Raw genomic sequence first — 15666 nt, 5'->3', positions numbered from 1 at the left:
AAAAGCCCGAAATTTCGATCGGGCAATATTAGATAAGTTAAATAACAATAAGAAGTAGATTGCTATTTGAGTGGTTAAAAATTAACGAGTGGAAAGCTGGAAAATCATCGCTTCGGCTTGGCAACAAAACTCAAATGCTGCTTTTAATTGATAACCGCCGTCAACTTGAGAAATTTCACTTGTGATTTTGCAAGGTTCGCTTTCGGCTGCTTTTGCTTTTTCAGTTAAATAGTCAAGTGCTTGTTGGGCTTGTTCTTCAGAGGCATAAACTTGAGCAAAATTAACGCTACAGTCTTCATTATCGATAACCGTGCCAACATCAACACAACAACAAACTTTTGCTTCTTCAGGTTTACATTTCATTTGACTCATAAATAACTCCAATTCAAAAAAAGTGATAAAAAAACAAATTTATTTTAACACGATGTTGCAAGAAAACCGTTGAGAGTTTATTTAATTTGATCTATATCAAGCTGATTTCGAGGTTGACTGGTCTAATCACTTCGCTTTAAATCCTTATTGTGTTGAGTTATGCCGTGATATTACATAAGATTCAGGCTCTTAAATTGGCACTAGTTATCAATAAATAATAAGGAAACTAATTAATGCGTTTACTTTCAAAAACTTTACTTGCAAGTTTGGTTGCAGTTGCATCTCAAGGATCGTTTGCTTCTGCTTTCCAATTACATGAAACCTCAACTTCCGGTTTAGGCCGTGCTTATGCGGGGGATGCGGCAGTGGCGGAAAATGCTTCTGTAGTGGCAACCAACCCAGCATTAATGACTTTCTTTAAACAGCCTGAAATTTCCATTGGTGGTATTTATGTTCGTCCGAATATTGATTTAAAAGGCGAAACATTTGGAAACAATGCAGATGCTGATAACATCGCTACGAAAGAAGTGCTGCCATATGTTTATGCGGTTTATCCAATCAATGATCGTTTTGCTGTCGGCGGCGGAGTAAACGTAAATTATGGCTTGGCGACAGAATTTAATAACAGCTATAATGCCGGCTTTTTTGGCGGTAAAACGGATTTAACCACGATTAATTTTAATTTAAGTGGTGCCTATCGTGTCAGTAATAATTTCAGTGTTGGCGTTGGTGTAAATGCAGTGTATGCCGATGCAGTAGTTGAGCGTCGTGTGGGGATTTTAAACTTAGCTGTAGCGTCTTCATTGGCTCAAAAAGCTCAAGATGCCGCTGTTCAATCTAACAATGCTGAAGCTCAGCAATATGCACAAATGGCACAACAAGCTAAAACATTGGATAAATCTGCAATTTTACACAAGTTAGAAGGTGATACTTGGGGTTATGGTTGGAATGTCGGTGCAGTTTATGAGTTTAATGAAAATAACCGTATCGGTTTATCCTATCACTCTCATATCAGTTTAGATTTTGATGGTAATTATACAACTGATATTCCATCAACATTACGTTCGGCTTTTGGTGTAACAAGTGGTAATGGTACGGGATCATTAAAACTTCCTCTGCCTGCTTATTGGGAAGTTGCTGGCTATCACCGTTTAGTACCTAAATTTGCAGTAACTTATAGTATTAAGCGGACTGAGTGGAGTCGTTTCAAAGAGCTATATGCACATAATGGTGGAAATAAATTATTCCAGAAAGATGAAAATTTCAGTGATACTACGCGTATAGCATTAGGTTTTATCTATGATATGACAGAATCATTGACATTGCGTGCTGGAATCGCTCATGATGAAACTGCGGTAAGTCAAAATTATCACTCTATTTCAATCCCTGATACTGACCGTATGTGGTACAGTTTTGGTACAACTTATCGTTTTACACCAAATTTATCTGTTGATGCAGGTTATGCTTTTGTGAAAGGTAAAAACTTATCTTTTGATGAGAAGCAAGGTTCATTAAAAGGGACGTTCCACTCAAAATCTACCGCACATTTATTCGGTCTAGGATTAAACTACCGTTTCTAAATTTTCAATAAATTTCAAAGCAAAGGCTGACATTGTTCAGCCTTTTTTGTTATATATTAGAGAAAAATTGTTAAGGATTACGAATGACCTCTTTTTTTAGTGAAAATTTAAAACGATTAAGTCAAATTGAGCAAAGACGAGCATTTCCACAAATTGAACATCAAGGTAAGTGGATTGTGCGACAAGGGGATAAGTTATTAAATCTTTCTTCTAATGACTATTTAGGTATTGCGGCAGAACCGCAAATTTTAACGCAATTTTTGGCGGGAATCTCACAACAGTTATTGCCTTTAACCAGTTCTTCCTCAAGATTATTAACTGGAAATTTCCCGATTTATGAAGACTTGGAACAATGCATTGCACAAGATTATCAACGCCAAGCCTGTCTATTATTTAATAGCGGTTACCACGCCAATATCGGTATTTTGCCAGCAGTAACTGATCGACATACATTGATCGTGGCGGATAAATTTGTTCACGCCAGTATTATTGATGGTATTCGTCTGGCTGAATGCAAATGGATGCGTTATCGTCATAATGATTACCAACATTTGTCGAATATTTTGCAAAAAGTGGCGGCAGATTATCAACGTATTATTATTGTGACAGAAAGTGTGTTCAGTATGGATGGCGATGTTGCTGATTTATCGGCATTAACAGCGCTGAAACAGCAATATGATAATGTTTTATTGTATGTTGATGAAGCTCACGCTGTTGGAGTTTTCGGTGAAAAGGGGCTTGGTATTGCTGAACAGCAGGGGTACATCAATCAGATTGATTTTTTAGTCGGCACGTTTGGCAAGGCACTCGCTTCAACAGGAGCATTTGTTGTATGTGAGCAAGAGGTAAAAGATTATTTGATTAACACGATGCGACCGCTGATTTTTTCCACCGCTTTGCCTCCATTTAATGTAGCTTGGAGCTATTTTGTTTGGCAAAAACTTGCTAGTTTTCACGACCGTCGCCAACATTTAGTTAAAATAAGTCAACAGTTACGAAATTTTATTCAAGATGAGTTGAACTTGCCGATGCCGAGCGAAACGAATGTTGTGCCTTATATTGTTGGTGAAAATCAGCGAGCATTGGAGATTGCTCATCGTTTACAGCAATATCATTTTTATGCATTGCCTATTCGTCCACCGACAGTACCAAAAGGAACGGCGCGCATTCGTTTTTCATTAACAGCTGCAATTAATGAAGAGGAAATTGTTGAATTAATGAAAACATTGAAAGAATTTCAATAAGGATTTTAGATGAAAACAGAGTTTATTGAACAACAAGGTTCGAATTTAATTCTCTATTTTGCAGGTTGGGGAACGCCACCTAGTGCGGTAGCGCATCTACAAATACCACAAAATTTTGATTTATTAATCTGTTACGACTATCAGGATTTACAGTTGCAATTTGATTTTTCCGCTTATAACGACATCTATTTAGTAGCGTGGTCAATGGGTGTTTGGGTGGCAGAACAAGTATTGCAGAATGTCGCCATTCATAAAGCGGTCGCCATTAACGGCACATCTAAACCGAATGATGATCTATTTGGTATTCCGACGGATATCTTTCAGGGAACATTAGATAATTTAAATACTACTACAAGAAATAAATTTGAACGTAGAATGTGTCAAAGTCGAGAGCTGTTGGCTCAATATCAACAATTGCCGGATTATCGCTCGTTAGAAAATATACAACGGGAGTTGTCATTTCTTGCTCAACAAATCAAGCAGCGACCAGCGGTAACATTTCAGTGGCATCAGGCGTGGATTGCAACACAGGATTATATTTTCCCAGTGATTAATCAACAAACTTATTGGCAACCTCGTTGTGTAATTAAAAGAATTGAAGCCGGACATTATGCTTTTCCTTATTTTCAGCAATGGCAACAATTATGGCACTGATTGATAAAGAACAGGTGGCGAAACGTTTCCAAACAGCGCAGTTCAGTTATGGGCAACAGGCGATAGCGCAGCAGAAAATTAATCAACATTTGATAGAGTTATTACAGACAACAGGAAAACATCAGTTTTATCGTGTGTTAGAAATTGGCTGTGGCACGGGTGATTTAAGTGAACGATTAATAAAAGCAGTAAAAATAACTGAATTGGATCTGAACGATCTTTACCTTAGCGATAATATTCACCAAAATTTACAGCAAAAACGATGTGCTAATGTAGATCAGGTACGTTTTATTGGTGGTGATATTGAACAATTAAAGTTAACACAGCATTATGATTTGATTATCTCAGCATCAACAGTACAGTGGCTACATCATAAAGAAGCTTTTTTAGCAAAATGTGCAAAGCATCTTAATGCTAATGGGATGCTGTTATTTAACACTTTTGCGCCAAATAACTTAACGGAAATCAGCACATTAACCGGAGTCGGTTTAACTTATCCAACAACTCAAGAATGGCAATACTGGCTTAAACCACATTTTTTATTGGAGCATTTAGACACGGAAACGATTCGCCTAAGATTTGATTCACCACTGACAGTATTACGTCATTTAAAAGCAACTGGCGTAACGGCTGTTCAAAAAACGGTATGGACAAAAGGAAAACTTCAACAATTTTGTCAAGCATATCAACAGCAATATGCGTTGGCGGATGGCTCTGTTTATTTGAGTTATGTGCCGATGTATTTTGTTGCGAGGAAATTATCATAGTGTGAGGTTGTTTTTAACCAAGAGATGGTTTTATTTTGTTGTGATTAGGTCTTGAATGAATGGGGATCTTTTAGGGCGAAATTTAAACTAAAGAATTAAAGTTGAAAATTACAATAAAAAATTCAATAAAATCCTTGCCCAAGCAAAAAATATATGTATAATACGCCACGTATTTCAGACGCGGGGTGGAGCAGCTTGGTAGCTCGTCGGGCTCATAACCCGAAGGTCGTTGGTTCAAATCCAGCCCCCGCAACCAATTTTAAAAATTAAAATTGGTTTAGTTTTAAGAGAGATAAGCCCCGTTAGGGGTTTTTTTGTGGAATAAATTTAAGTAGATAAATTTATTTGTTCAGTTTGGTTAACACGAAGAAACGGGGCTATAAGCCCTTTTTTTGTACCTTAATTTTGACAATTAACAAGGAGATTATCTTTGGCAACGCTAGAGCAAAAATTACAAGATTTATTACAACCTACTGTTGAAGATATGGGGTTTGAACTGCTCGGGGTTGAATGTACCCGTGCTGGCCGTTATTCAACAGTCCGTTTATATATAGATAAAGAGAATGGCGTAACTATTGATGATTGTAGTGATGTGAGTCGTGAAGTCGGCGCAATTTTAGATGTTGAAGATCCGATTAGCGATAAATATAACCTTGAAGTGTCATCACCAGGCTTGGATCGCCCTTTATTTACTTTAGCGCATTATCAACGTTTTGTTGGTGAAGAGGTTGTAATTCATTTACGTATCGCAATGTCAGGTCGCCGAAAATGGCAAGGTGATTTAGTTAAAGTTGATGGCGATATGATTACTTTAAACGTAGAGGGACAGGAACAGGTATTTGCTTTTAGTAACATTCAAAAAGCTAATATTGTGCCGAAAATTTCCTTCTAAATTAGAATTTAAGAGATGATAGAGAGACAAAGATGAGTAAAGAAATTTTATTAGCGGCTGAAGCCGTATCAAACGAAAAGTTATTACCTCGAGAGAAAATTTTTGAAGCGTTGGAAAGTGCCCTCGCTATTTCAACCAAGAAAAAATATGAACAAGATATTGATGTACGTGTTTCAATTGATCAAAAAAACGGTGATTTTGTTACTTTTCGTCGTTGGTTAGTGGTAGAACATGTGACCCACCCAACCAAAGAAATTACGTTGGAAGCGGCACAAATAGAAGAACCGGAAATTCAATTAGGTGAATATATTGAAGATGAAATTGAATCTATTCCTTTTGATCGTATTACAATGCAAACTGTGCGTCAGGTTATCAGTGCTAAAATTCGCGATGCTGAACGTAATAAAGTGGTTGAACAATTCAAAGAACGTGAAGGTGAAATCATCACTGGTATTGTAAAAAAAGTAAATCGTGAAAATGTTATCCTTGATCTAGGAAACCAAGCTGAAGCAATTATTCTGCGTGAAGATTTGTTACCACGTGAAAATTTCCGTGCAGGAGATCGTGTGCGTGGTGTGTTATATAAAGTCAATGCTGATACGAAAGGGCCTCAACTTTTCGTAACCCGTTCTAAACCGGAAATGTTGATTGAATTATTCAAAATTGAAGTACCAGAAATTGGTGAGGGCGTGATTGAAATTAAAGCGGCAACGCGTGATGCTGGGGTACGAGCAAAAATTGCAGTGAAGAGCCACGATAAGCGAATTGATCCAGTTGGTGCTTGTGTTGGTATGCGTGGTGCGCGCGTTCAAGCTATTACCAATGAACTGGATGGCGAACGTGTGGATATCGTGCTTTGGGATGACAATCCGGCACAATTTGTGATTAATGCGATGGCTCCGGCAGATGTAGTTTCCATTGTGGTGGATGAAGACAAAAAATCAATGGATATTGCAGTTGAAGCCGCTAATTTGGCACAAGCTATTGGGCGTAATGGACAGAATGTGAATTTAGCTTCTCGTCTTACTGGTTGGAAATTAAATGTAATGAGCAGTGATGATTTAGAAAACCAACATCAGGCTGAGAATCAAAAAACAATGAACTTATTTATGGAAGCGCTTGATATTGATGAAGATTTTGCCAATCTTCTGACTGAAGAAGGTTTCAGAAATTTGGAAGAGATTGCGTATGTACCGATTGAAGAGTTGCTAGAAATTGACGGTTTTGATGAAGATCTTGCCGAAGAGTTACGCAATAGAGCGAAAGAAGCATTGACAAAAATTGCATTGGCAGAAGAAGAAGCATTGGCAAATATTGATGTGGAAGAGGCTTTACTTAAATTGGATGGAATGAACCGTCATTTGGCTGTGAAGTTGGCTGAAAAGAAAATTACCACATTGGAAGAACTTGCCGAACAGGGAGTTGATGATTTAGCGGATATCGAAGGATTATCGGCAGAACAGGCGGCTCAATTGATTATGGCAGCACGTAATATTTGCTGGTTCGGAAATGAAGAATAATAAGGTGGCGTACAGATGAGTGATAAAAAAACTGATACCCAATTAACAGAGAAAAAGCCAACCAAGTTGAAATTAAAACGTTCAACACACAGCACCTTAACAGTGCAACAAAATGGTAGTGGCAAAAGCAAAGAAGTAAAAATTGAGACACGTAAAACACGTGTGATCGATACTCACGCTAAAGAAGAAGCGGAAGCTAAAGCGAAAAAAGAAGCGGAAGCCAAAGCACAAAAAGAAGCGGAAGCCAAAGCACAAAAAGAGGCGGAAGCCAAAGCACAAAAAGAGGCGGAAGCTAAAGCACAAAAAGAGGCGGAAGCCAAAGCGCAAAAAGAGGCGCAAGAGCAGGCGAAAAAAGAAGCTGAACAGGTGAAAGTGGCAGATGCTACAAAAGCTGAGACAACCAAGAAAACCGCTGTAAAAGACGAAAATAAACAGAAACGCAAAGCGGAAGAAGAGGAATTTCGTCGTAGAGCAGAAGAAGCCGCACGCCAAAAAGCGGAAGAGCAAGCTCGCAAAGCGGCAGAAGATGCCAAACGCTATGCTGATTTTGAAGATGACAATTTTAGCGATGATGATGTGGATGACTATTCCGATTATCACTTAACTTCTTCTTATGCTCGTGAGGCTGAAAATGAAGAAGAGCGCCGCAATGAAAATCGTGGTCGTGGTAAGAAAGTAGCGAAAGCGAAGAAAAACAATCGTGACGAGGAGTCTTCTAAAAACGAACGTGAAGCGAATCGCCGTAATAATCAGCAACAAAATGCGAAAGGTAAGAAATCTAATCGTAAGAGTGCATTGCAACAAGGCTTTACTAAACCGGCACAACCTGTTACTCGTGATGTCGTGATTGGTGAAACCATTACTGTCGGTGAATTAGCGAATAAAATGGCAGTGAAGGCGACCGAAGTAATCAAAACGATGATGAAAATGGGGGCAATGGCAACCATTAACCAAGTTATCGACCAAGAAACAGCACAATTAGTTGCTGAAGAAATGGGACATAAAGTGGTGTTACGCCGTGAAAACGAATTGGAAGAAGCGATATTAAGTGATCGTGATATGAATGCGGAAGCAGAACCACGTGCGCCAGTAGTAACCATAATGGGACACGTTGACCACGGTAAAACTTCATTGCTTGACTATATTCGTAAAGCGAAAGTGGCTGCAGGCGAGGCAGGAGGAATTACCCAACATATCGGTGCTTATCACGTGCATACACCAAACGGAGATATTACCTTCTTAGATACTCCAGGACACGCTGCATTTACTTCTATGCGAGCTCGTGGTGCGCAAGCTACTGATATTGTTGTGTTAGTTGTAGCAGCGGATGATGGTGTAATGCCACAAACTATTGAAGCAATTCAACACGCTAAAGCGGCAAATGTGCCATTAGTAGTGGCAGTAAACAAAATTGATAAGCCTGAAGCTGATCCAGATCGAGTGAAAACTGAACTTTCACAATATGGTGTTATTTCAGAAGATTGGGGTGGCGATACTCAATTTGTTAATGTTTCAGCAAAGAAAGGCATTGGAATTGATGAGCTATTAGATGCTATTTTGTTACAAGCTGAAGTGCTTGAGTTGAAAGCGGTCAAAGATGGTATGGCAACAGGAGTTGTTATTGAGTCTTACCTTGATAAAGGTCGAGGTCCAGTGGCAACAGTATTGGTGCAATCTGGCACATTAAACCGTGGCGATACTGTACTGTGCGGATTAGAGTACGGTCGTGTGCGTGCAATGCGTAATGAAATCGGTAAAGAAGTAAAAAGTGCCGGTCCATCTATTCCGGTAGAGATTTTAGGGCTTTCCGGCGTGCCTTCAGCTGGGGATGAAATGACGGTTGTTCGTGATGAGAAAAAGGCTCGTGAAGTCGCATTATATCGTCAAGGTAAATTCCGTGAAGTGAAATTGGCTCGTCAACAAAAAGCGAAACTTGAAAATATGTTCAGCAGTATGACTGAGGGCGATGTTTCAGAATTGAATATTATCGTTAAAGCGGACGTTCAAGGTTCGGTAGAGGCTATCTGTCAAGCATTGTTAGAGCTTTCAACTGATGAAGTAAAAGTAAAAATTGTTGGTTCAGGTGTAGGTGGAATTACCGAAACCGATGCGACTTTAGCTGCGGCTTCTAATGCTATCATTGTTGGTTTCAATGTACGTGCCGATGCCTCAGCACGTAAAGTGGTTGAAGCGGAGAATCTTGATCTTCGTTATTACTCCGTTATTTATGATTTGATCAATGAAATCAAAGCGGCATTAAGCGGTATGCTTCAACCTGAATTTAAACAGGAAATTATCGGTCTCGCAGAAGTACGTGATGTGTTCCGTTCACCGAAATTTGGTGCAATTGCTGGTTGTATGGTAATTGAAGGGGTAGTTAAACGTCATAATCCAATCCGTGTGTTACGTGATAATGTGGTGATTTATGAGGGAGAACTTGAATCATTGCGACGCTTTAAAGATGATGTGAATGAAGTGCGTAATGGTATGGAATGTGGTATCGGCGTGAAGAACTATAACGATGTTCGTGTCGGAGACCAAATAGAAGTATTTGAAACTGTTGAAGTAAAACGCTCAATTGAATAATAGCTGAGCATTATCAATAATAGGAAAGTGAGTGGTGGTAAATGTCGGCATTCACTTTTAAAAGATAAACTCAGAATCACTTAATGGAATAAATTTTTAAGGCGGTAATTATTGCCGCTTTTTTATTAAGGAGGCAATTATGGCAAGAGAATTCAGCCGTGCACAACGAGTTGCACAAGAAATTAAAAAAGAGATTGCAGTTATTTTGCAACGTGAAGTCAAAGATCCTCGAATTGGTATGGTAACTGTTTCTGATGTAGAAGTATCGAAAGATTTAGCTTATGCTAAAATTTTTGTTACTTTTCTTTTTGATGAGGATGAACAACAGATAGAACAGGGAATGGAGGGATTACATAATGCCTCACCTTATATCCGTTCGTTATTGGGTAAAGCAATGCGTTTACGTATTGTGCCGGAATTACGTTTTGTTTACGATAATTCGCTGGTTGAAGGAATGAAAATGTCTAATCTAGTGACAGAAGTGATTAATCGGGATAAAGCAAAACATCACGAAGATCAGGAGTAATGGTGGTAAAGAAAAAAGGACGAGATTTACACGGTATTATTCTGTTGGATAAACCGCAAGGCAACAGTTCAAATGGAGTAATGCAGCAAGTAAAGCGCTATTTTCAAGCAAATAAAGCTGGTCATACAGGGGCATTGGATCCGTTGGCGACAGGAATGTTACCTATTTGTTTTGGCGAAGCGACCAAATTTTCGCAACATTTGCTTGATGCCGATAAATGTTATTTGGTTACAGCAAAACTAGGTGAACGCACAGATACTTCCGATGCAGAAGGCACTGTGGTGGAACGCAAAGCAATTAATGTGGACTTAGAACAAATTAAATCAGCATTGCCTCATTTTACTGGTAAGTTACAACAAGTGCCAACAATGTTTTCTGCACTAAAATATCAAGGGAAACCGCTTTATGAATATGCGCGTGCAGGTATTACTGTTGAGCGTCAAGCTCGACCAATTACTATTTTCTCAATTGATTTTATTGAATATCAGAAACCTTATCTCACTTTATCAGTGCATTGTTCAAAAGGCACTTATATCCGAACATTGATTGATGATCTCGGTGAATATCTTGGTTGCGGTGCACACGTTACAATGTTGCGACGTACCAAAGTAGCGAATTATCCTTATGAAGCAATGGTAACAATGGAACAGTTGGCAGAATTAGCGCAAAGTCACGATTTTACCGCTTTAGATAGATTATTATTGCCAATAGATACGGCGGTTGCGAGCTTGCCCAAATTGATATTACCCTTGCAACAGGCTGAAAAATTAATATTTGGGCAACGTATCAAATTGACGCAACCATTAGCCACAATGCACTACCGAATTTATGATGAAAATGCACATTTTATTGGGGTAGCGGAGATAGTTAATAATGTGCTACACCCTCGTAGATTGGTCAGTCAAGTTGCAAGAGAAGATTAAACAAATTTAGGAAAAATAGTTTAAAAATTTGTCTAAAAAAACATCATTTGGAGTGTTTTGTGTTTTTTTTATGCAAAAAAAGTGTTCTTTTGACTGTTTTTTAGGCTAAAAAATAAATAAAGGTTGATCAACTACCCAAGTTGGCGTAGGATTTGCCCCGAAATGAGGTCGATTAGACTTACATTTTCTTAAAAAGTTCACAGTAACTTAAAAAATTTTTATAGAGGTATTAATTATGAAAAAAACATTAATCGCACTTGCAGTAGCAGTAGCAGCAACTTCAGCAAATGCAGCTGTAGTTTATAATCAAGACGGTACTAAAGTTGAAGTTGGCGGACAATTCCGTGTTAAATTAACAAAAGATTCTAATGAACGTATTGATCTTAAAAACCCAGGTTCACGCATTGACATCAAAGCATCTCAAGATTTAGGTAATGGCTTCAGTGCATTAGCCGCTACTCAATTACGTTTCTCATCAAGAGATGAAGTAACTAAAGAAGCAAAAGAAGATTTCAATAAAATTGAAGCTCATGATGTATATGCAGGATTTGCTTATGATCAAGTGGGTACATTAACTTTCGGTAAACAAAATACCAACCAAGATGATTTAGGTATTTCTGACTATACCTATGATTTAGGTGATGTGAAAATGACTCACAACCACGATGATAAAGCGGCTAAATTCCGCAGCGTAGAATGGAATGGCTTTAGCTTCGGTGCAGATTATTTCTTCGGTGATGCGAAAAAAGATTCTGACACAGAACAAAATGGTAAAGGTTGGGGTGCAGCATTATTCTATACTGCTGAAGTTGCCAATGATACTACTTTAACTGTTAACGGTGGTTACACTAAAGTTAAGAAATTTGAAAGAAATGTAAAAGATTACAATGAAAGCGCTTATGTTGTTGGTGCTGAATTAGCAACTGGTCCGTTTGCATTAGCAGTTGACTGGTCTGAAGAACACACTACTAATGGCACTAACAATTTAGAATTTGGTACAACTGAAGTTGGCATTAATGCTCATAAAGTTAAAGCATTGGAAGTTGGTGCTAAATATAACTACTTAGAAAATGCGAAAGTATATGGTGAATACCAATACAAGAAAGCAACTCCAAACAGTGGTGATGATAAAGTAACTATGAACGGCTTTATCCTAGGTACTGACTACTGGTTTACTAAACAAGTTGTAACTTACTTAGAAGCTGGTACATTCCAATATAAAGATCAAGACAATAACAAAGACAGAGATAACAAAATCGGCGTTGGTTTCCGTGTTTATTTCTAATTTAATTTGTTAGTTGTGAAACCCCGATCAGTTGATCGGGGTTTTTGTTTTTTGTCCAACTATTTCGAATGAGAAAAGTGGGTTTGGAGAGCTAAGAAAATAGTGTATTTGTCAATTCTCATTACTGTAGATCTTGGAACAGTAAAAAGACTTCTCCTTGCTATGCTCGAAAAATGATAACTTTCTGCCTAAAATCTATTTCTATTCTGGCAAGTTTAAGCTTATTGAAATTTGTGGGAAATTTGATTAGTCAATAATAAAAAACCCCGAGAAAACTCTCGGGGTATAGAGGTATGTTTAACTATTAACAATTAGAATAAGACACGTAATCCTACACGTAATTTATGATCTCTTGCTGATTCACCATCAAATTTAGCTTTTGCTGTACCTGCTTCAAAGTAAGTAATAACGTTTTTAGCGAATTTATAATCTGTACCTAAGATAAATTCGTTTACTTTTACTTTTGGATCATCACTTGAAATGGTTGCTTTACGATAAATATATTCACCATATACAGAGGCATTTTCTAAATAATTGTATTTTGCGCCAACTTCAAGTTGTTGTAATTTATTGATTGGGAAGGCAATCAATCCATCATCATGAGGTAGTTTGAATCCGATACCAACTTGGTTATTTGATGCTTTTTGTTGAGAATAATCAACAGCAAAAGCAAAAGGACCTGTTGTTAGTTTTGCACCAACAATGAACGCATTTAATTTGTGTGCCTCATAGTCAACTGAAGCTAAATTATATTCACTTAAATCAAATGAACCTTTTTTCACTTTAACTTGAGAAAAGCCAGCATTTACTTGTAAGGTAGTATTATTAGCAACTTCAGCAGTATAGAATAGTGAGGTACCAAATCCAGCGCCATGGTTATATTCATTTTTATCATTTTCACCAAAGAAATAATCTAAACCTAGTTCTAACCCAGCAAATTCAGCACTACGGAAACGAGCAACTTTGTTACCCTCTGTCATTGTTAAATTAATACCACCTAAGTCATAGGTAAAATCTGATAATCCAGAATCATCTAAGTTAGATAATTGGCGACCGAATGTTAATTGACCAATGCCCTCTTTAGCAAAGCCAGCATAAACACGACGTACTGTAACATTATCTTGATCGCCTTTAAGACCAATTTCTAAATGACCTAATGCACTGTAGCCATCACCTAAATCCTGATTTACTTTTGCGTGAATACGAGATGAACCATATTTAAGATCTGCTCTCTCATTTTTATCTTTAGATAAAATTAGACGAACTTGTCCACCAACATCAACTTTAGTACCATCTTGATTATAAACTACGGCTGCGTTTGCGGAAGTGGCTGCTACTGCTGCAACTGCCAATGCGACTAATGTTTTTTTCATAATTGACACCTCTGTGTTAATTGTTACTTTGCTTATCGCTCCGTAACAGTAATAAACAGATGCCCATATTTTTTTAGTTATTTATTTGATGAATCAAGGATCAGCAAATTTTTATGCCCTTTTCGCTAAGTTGTAGGGAATGTATTTTTCATTATTAAATCTGGAAAAAACGATATAAAACGAACAATAATTAAACAATTAAATGTAAAATGTATCTTTTTTGTAGCGGAAATTAGTATAAATACTCTAACTAATTAGGAATATTTCCTTTTTTTCTCTTCAAAATACATTCCCTACAACTTAGTAGATGTGATTTTTTTTTGCGCATAGATTTTTCTAAAAAGCAAGATAAAAACAAATTTTTAGAAAAAACAAGTTGATTTTTTAATCAAAAAAATTTTTTTCTTGTGATTTAAATCACATTATTGAAAAAATCTTTAAAAAATCGAAACTTTTTATAAATAGCAATAAATAACCATAAAAATATAAATTTATTCTTTATTTTTCAAATAGATAAAAAATATAATTTCTTATTTTACTATTTTTGAAGTTATTATTATTTTATAATAAAATTTTGGAGATTTTTTCAACTTATTGATTTTAAATGTTTTTTAAAAAAGTTCCCTAAAAATGAAAAAAATTTGACAGATAATAAACTGGGTGTAGTATCTATACAGAATTTAAATGGTCGATAATCATAGATTATCAAAGCAAACACTGTTACGGAGCGATAAGCAAAGTAACAATTAACACAGAGGTGTCAATTATGAAAAAAACATTAGTCGCATTGGCAGTTGCAGCAGTAGCAGCCACTTCCGCAAACGCAGCCGTAGTTTATAACCAGGATGGTACTAAGGTTGAAGTTGCCGGATCTTTCCGTGTACTTCTCTCTAAAAATACCGGAGAACGTGCCGATCTTAAAAATGCAGGTTCTCGTGTCATTATTAAAGGAACTCAAGATTTAGGTGATGGTTACAGTGCATTAGCTAATTTAGAAATTCGTTTTGATGCCAATGATAAAAAATCATTTGGTGATATTGAAGCGAAACGTGTTTATGCCGGCTTTGCAAAAGAGGGTGTAGGTACTTTAACCTTTGGTAAACAACCAACCAATCTTGATGATGTTGCTGTTTCAGACTATACCTATGATTTGGGTGGTATAAAACAAACTAAAACTGATGGCGATAAAGTGGCGAAATTCCGTTCTGCAGATTTTGCCGGTTTTAGCTTCGGTCTAGATTATCTCTTTGGTGAAAAAGATAAAGATGAATTTAACAACGGCTCAGGATTTGGTGTATCTGCATTTTATACTACACCAGAATTTGCAGCTGATACTAAATTAAATTTTGAAGCAGGTTTTTCACAAGTCAAAGTGGATGAATATAAAAATAATCCTATTAAAGAACATAAAGTAAATGCTTTCTTAGTAGGCGCTGAATTGGTATCTGGTCCATTCTCTCTTGGTGTTGACTATTCACAGAAAAAAGCAACAGATGATTTTGATGGAATCGGCTACAAATTTGATAAAGAACTACATGCCGAAGCAATTCCATTTAATAAATTGCGTGCATTAGAAGTGGGTGCTAAATATAAATACTTAGACAATGCTTCTCTTTATGGTGAATATATTAATGGTAAAGCAACTTCAGCAGATGGTGAAAAATATACTAAGCTTAATGCCTATATCTTAGGTACAGATTATTGGTTTACTAAATCTGTAGTCACTTACTTAGAAGCTGGTACATTCAAATATAAAAACCAAGATGGAGATAAAGAAACAGATAATCGTGTTGGCGTAGGTTTCCGTGTCTACTTCTAATCGTTATCAATAAACATACCTCTATAACCCCGAGAATTTTCTCGGGGTTTTTTTATAATTAATTAAATCCATTACGCAATAATGTTGCATATACAATCAATACACAATACAATTTGTATATTGAT

General features: G+C 37.0%; 13 protein-coding genes and 1 tRNA gene. 12 read left to right on the top strand and 2 right to left on the bottom strand.

The annotated features are described in order from the left end of the window. Positions 1-81: 81 nt before the first annotated feature. Positions 82-372 carry a YfcZ/YiiS family protein gene (locus ACXPAV_RS05935; protein ID WP_039136876.1) on the bottom strand — a complete coding sequence of 97 codons (291 nt, stop codon included), beginning with the start codon at positions 370-372 and terminating at the stop codon, positions 82-84. A gap of 233 nt (positions 373-605) precedes the next feature. Between ACXPAV_RS05935 and ACXPAV_RS05930 the strand changes: the two genes are divergently transcribed. The 11 genes from ACXPAV_RS05930 to ACXPAV_RS05880 all read left to right on the top strand — a co-directional run bounded on the left by ACXPAV_RS05930 (position 606) and on the right by ACXPAV_RS05880 (position 12349). Next, positions 606-1952 carry an outer membrane protein transport protein gene (locus ACXPAV_RS05930; RefSeq protein ID WP_458004341.1) on the top strand — a complete coding sequence of 449 codons (1347 nt, stop codon included), beginning with the start codon at positions 606-608 and terminating at the stop codon, positions 1950-1952. An 83-nt stretch (positions 1953-2035) separates the two neighbouring features. Then, a complete protein-coding gene (locus ACXPAV_RS05925) occupies positions 2036-3196 on the top strand; it encodes an aminotransferase class I/II-fold pyridoxal phosphate-dependent enzyme (RefSeq protein WP_458004340.1) in 1161 nt (386 codons plus the stop codon). Positions 3197-3205: 9 nt separating this feature from the next. After that, on the top strand, positions 3206-3850 hold the full coding sequence (locus ACXPAV_RS05920; protein ID WP_018347063.1) for a DUF452 family protein: 645 nt from the start codon (positions 3206-3208) through the stop codon (positions 3848-3850). Next, positions 3841-4617, top strand: a complete 777-nt coding sequence (bioC, locus tag ACXPAV_RS05915; protein ID WP_039136870.1) for a malonyl-ACP O-methyltransferase BioC — start codon at positions 3841-3843, stop codon at positions 4615-4617. The genes ACXPAV_RS05920 and bioC overlap by 10 nt, the downstream gene beginning before the upstream one ends. Before the next feature lie 179 nt (positions 4618-4796). After that, positions 4797-4873, top strand: a tRNA-Met gene (locus ACXPAV_RS05910). 174 nt (positions 4874-5047) lie between these two features. Next, on the top strand, positions 5048-5509 hold the full coding sequence (gene rimP / locus ACXPAV_RS05905; RefSeq protein ID WP_039136868.1) for a ribosome maturation factor RimP: 462 nt from the start codon (positions 5048-5050) through the stop codon (positions 5507-5509). Positions 5510-5541: 32 nt separating this feature from the next. Then, complete coding sequence (gene nusA, locus ACXPAV_RS05900) at positions 5542-7029, top strand: transcription termination factor NusA (protein WP_039136866.1); 1488 nt, start codon at positions 5542-5544, stop codon at positions 7027-7029. A gap of 15 nt (positions 7030-7044) precedes the next feature. Beyond that, positions 7045-9615 (top strand): translation initiation factor IF-2, encoded by a 2571-nt coding sequence (gene infB, locus ACXPAV_RS05895; RefSeq protein ID WP_458004339.1) that lies wholly within the window; start codon positions 7045-7047, stop codon positions 9613-9615. Between the two features lie 139 nt (positions 9616-9754). After that, complete coding sequence (rbfA, locus tag ACXPAV_RS05890) at positions 9755-10141, top strand: 30S ribosome-binding factor RbfA (RefSeq protein ID WP_039136323.1); 387 nt, start codon at positions 9755-9757, stop codon at positions 10139-10141. After that, positions 10141-11064, top strand: a complete 924-nt coding sequence (gene truB, locus ACXPAV_RS05885) for a tRNA pseudouridine(55) synthase TruB (RefSeq protein ID WP_039136324.1) — start codon at positions 10141-10143, stop codon at positions 11062-11064. The genes rbfA and truB overlap by 1 nt, the downstream gene beginning before the upstream one ends. A gap of 235 nt (positions 11065-11299) precedes the next feature. Then, positions 11300-12349 carry a porin gene (locus ACXPAV_RS05880; protein ID WP_039136325.1) on the top strand — a complete coding sequence of 350 codons (1050 nt, stop codon included), beginning with the start codon at positions 11300-11302 and terminating at the stop codon, positions 12347-12349. A gap of 311 nt (positions 12350-12660) precedes the next feature. Here ACXPAV_RS05880 and ACXPAV_RS05875 read toward each other — a convergent pair whose 3' ends face one another. Beyond that, a complete protein-coding gene (locus ACXPAV_RS05875; protein ID WP_285099277.1) occupies positions 12661-13722 on the bottom strand; it encodes a porin in 1062 nt (353 codons plus the stop codon). A 766-nt stretch (positions 13723-14488) separates the two neighbouring features. On the opposite strand from ACXPAV_RS05875, the gene ACXPAV_RS05870 reads away from it, so the two are divergent. Next, positions 14489-15541, top strand: coding sequence for a porin (locus ACXPAV_RS05870; RefSeq protein WP_458004338.1), 1053 nt, complete (start codon positions 14489-14491; stop codon positions 15539-15541). The last annotated feature ends 125 nt before the right edge of the window (positions 15542-15666 follow it).

Source organism: Gallibacterium sp. ZY190522 (assembly GCF_054166015.1).
This window is presented reverse-complemented; position numbering and strand designations above follow the sequence as displayed.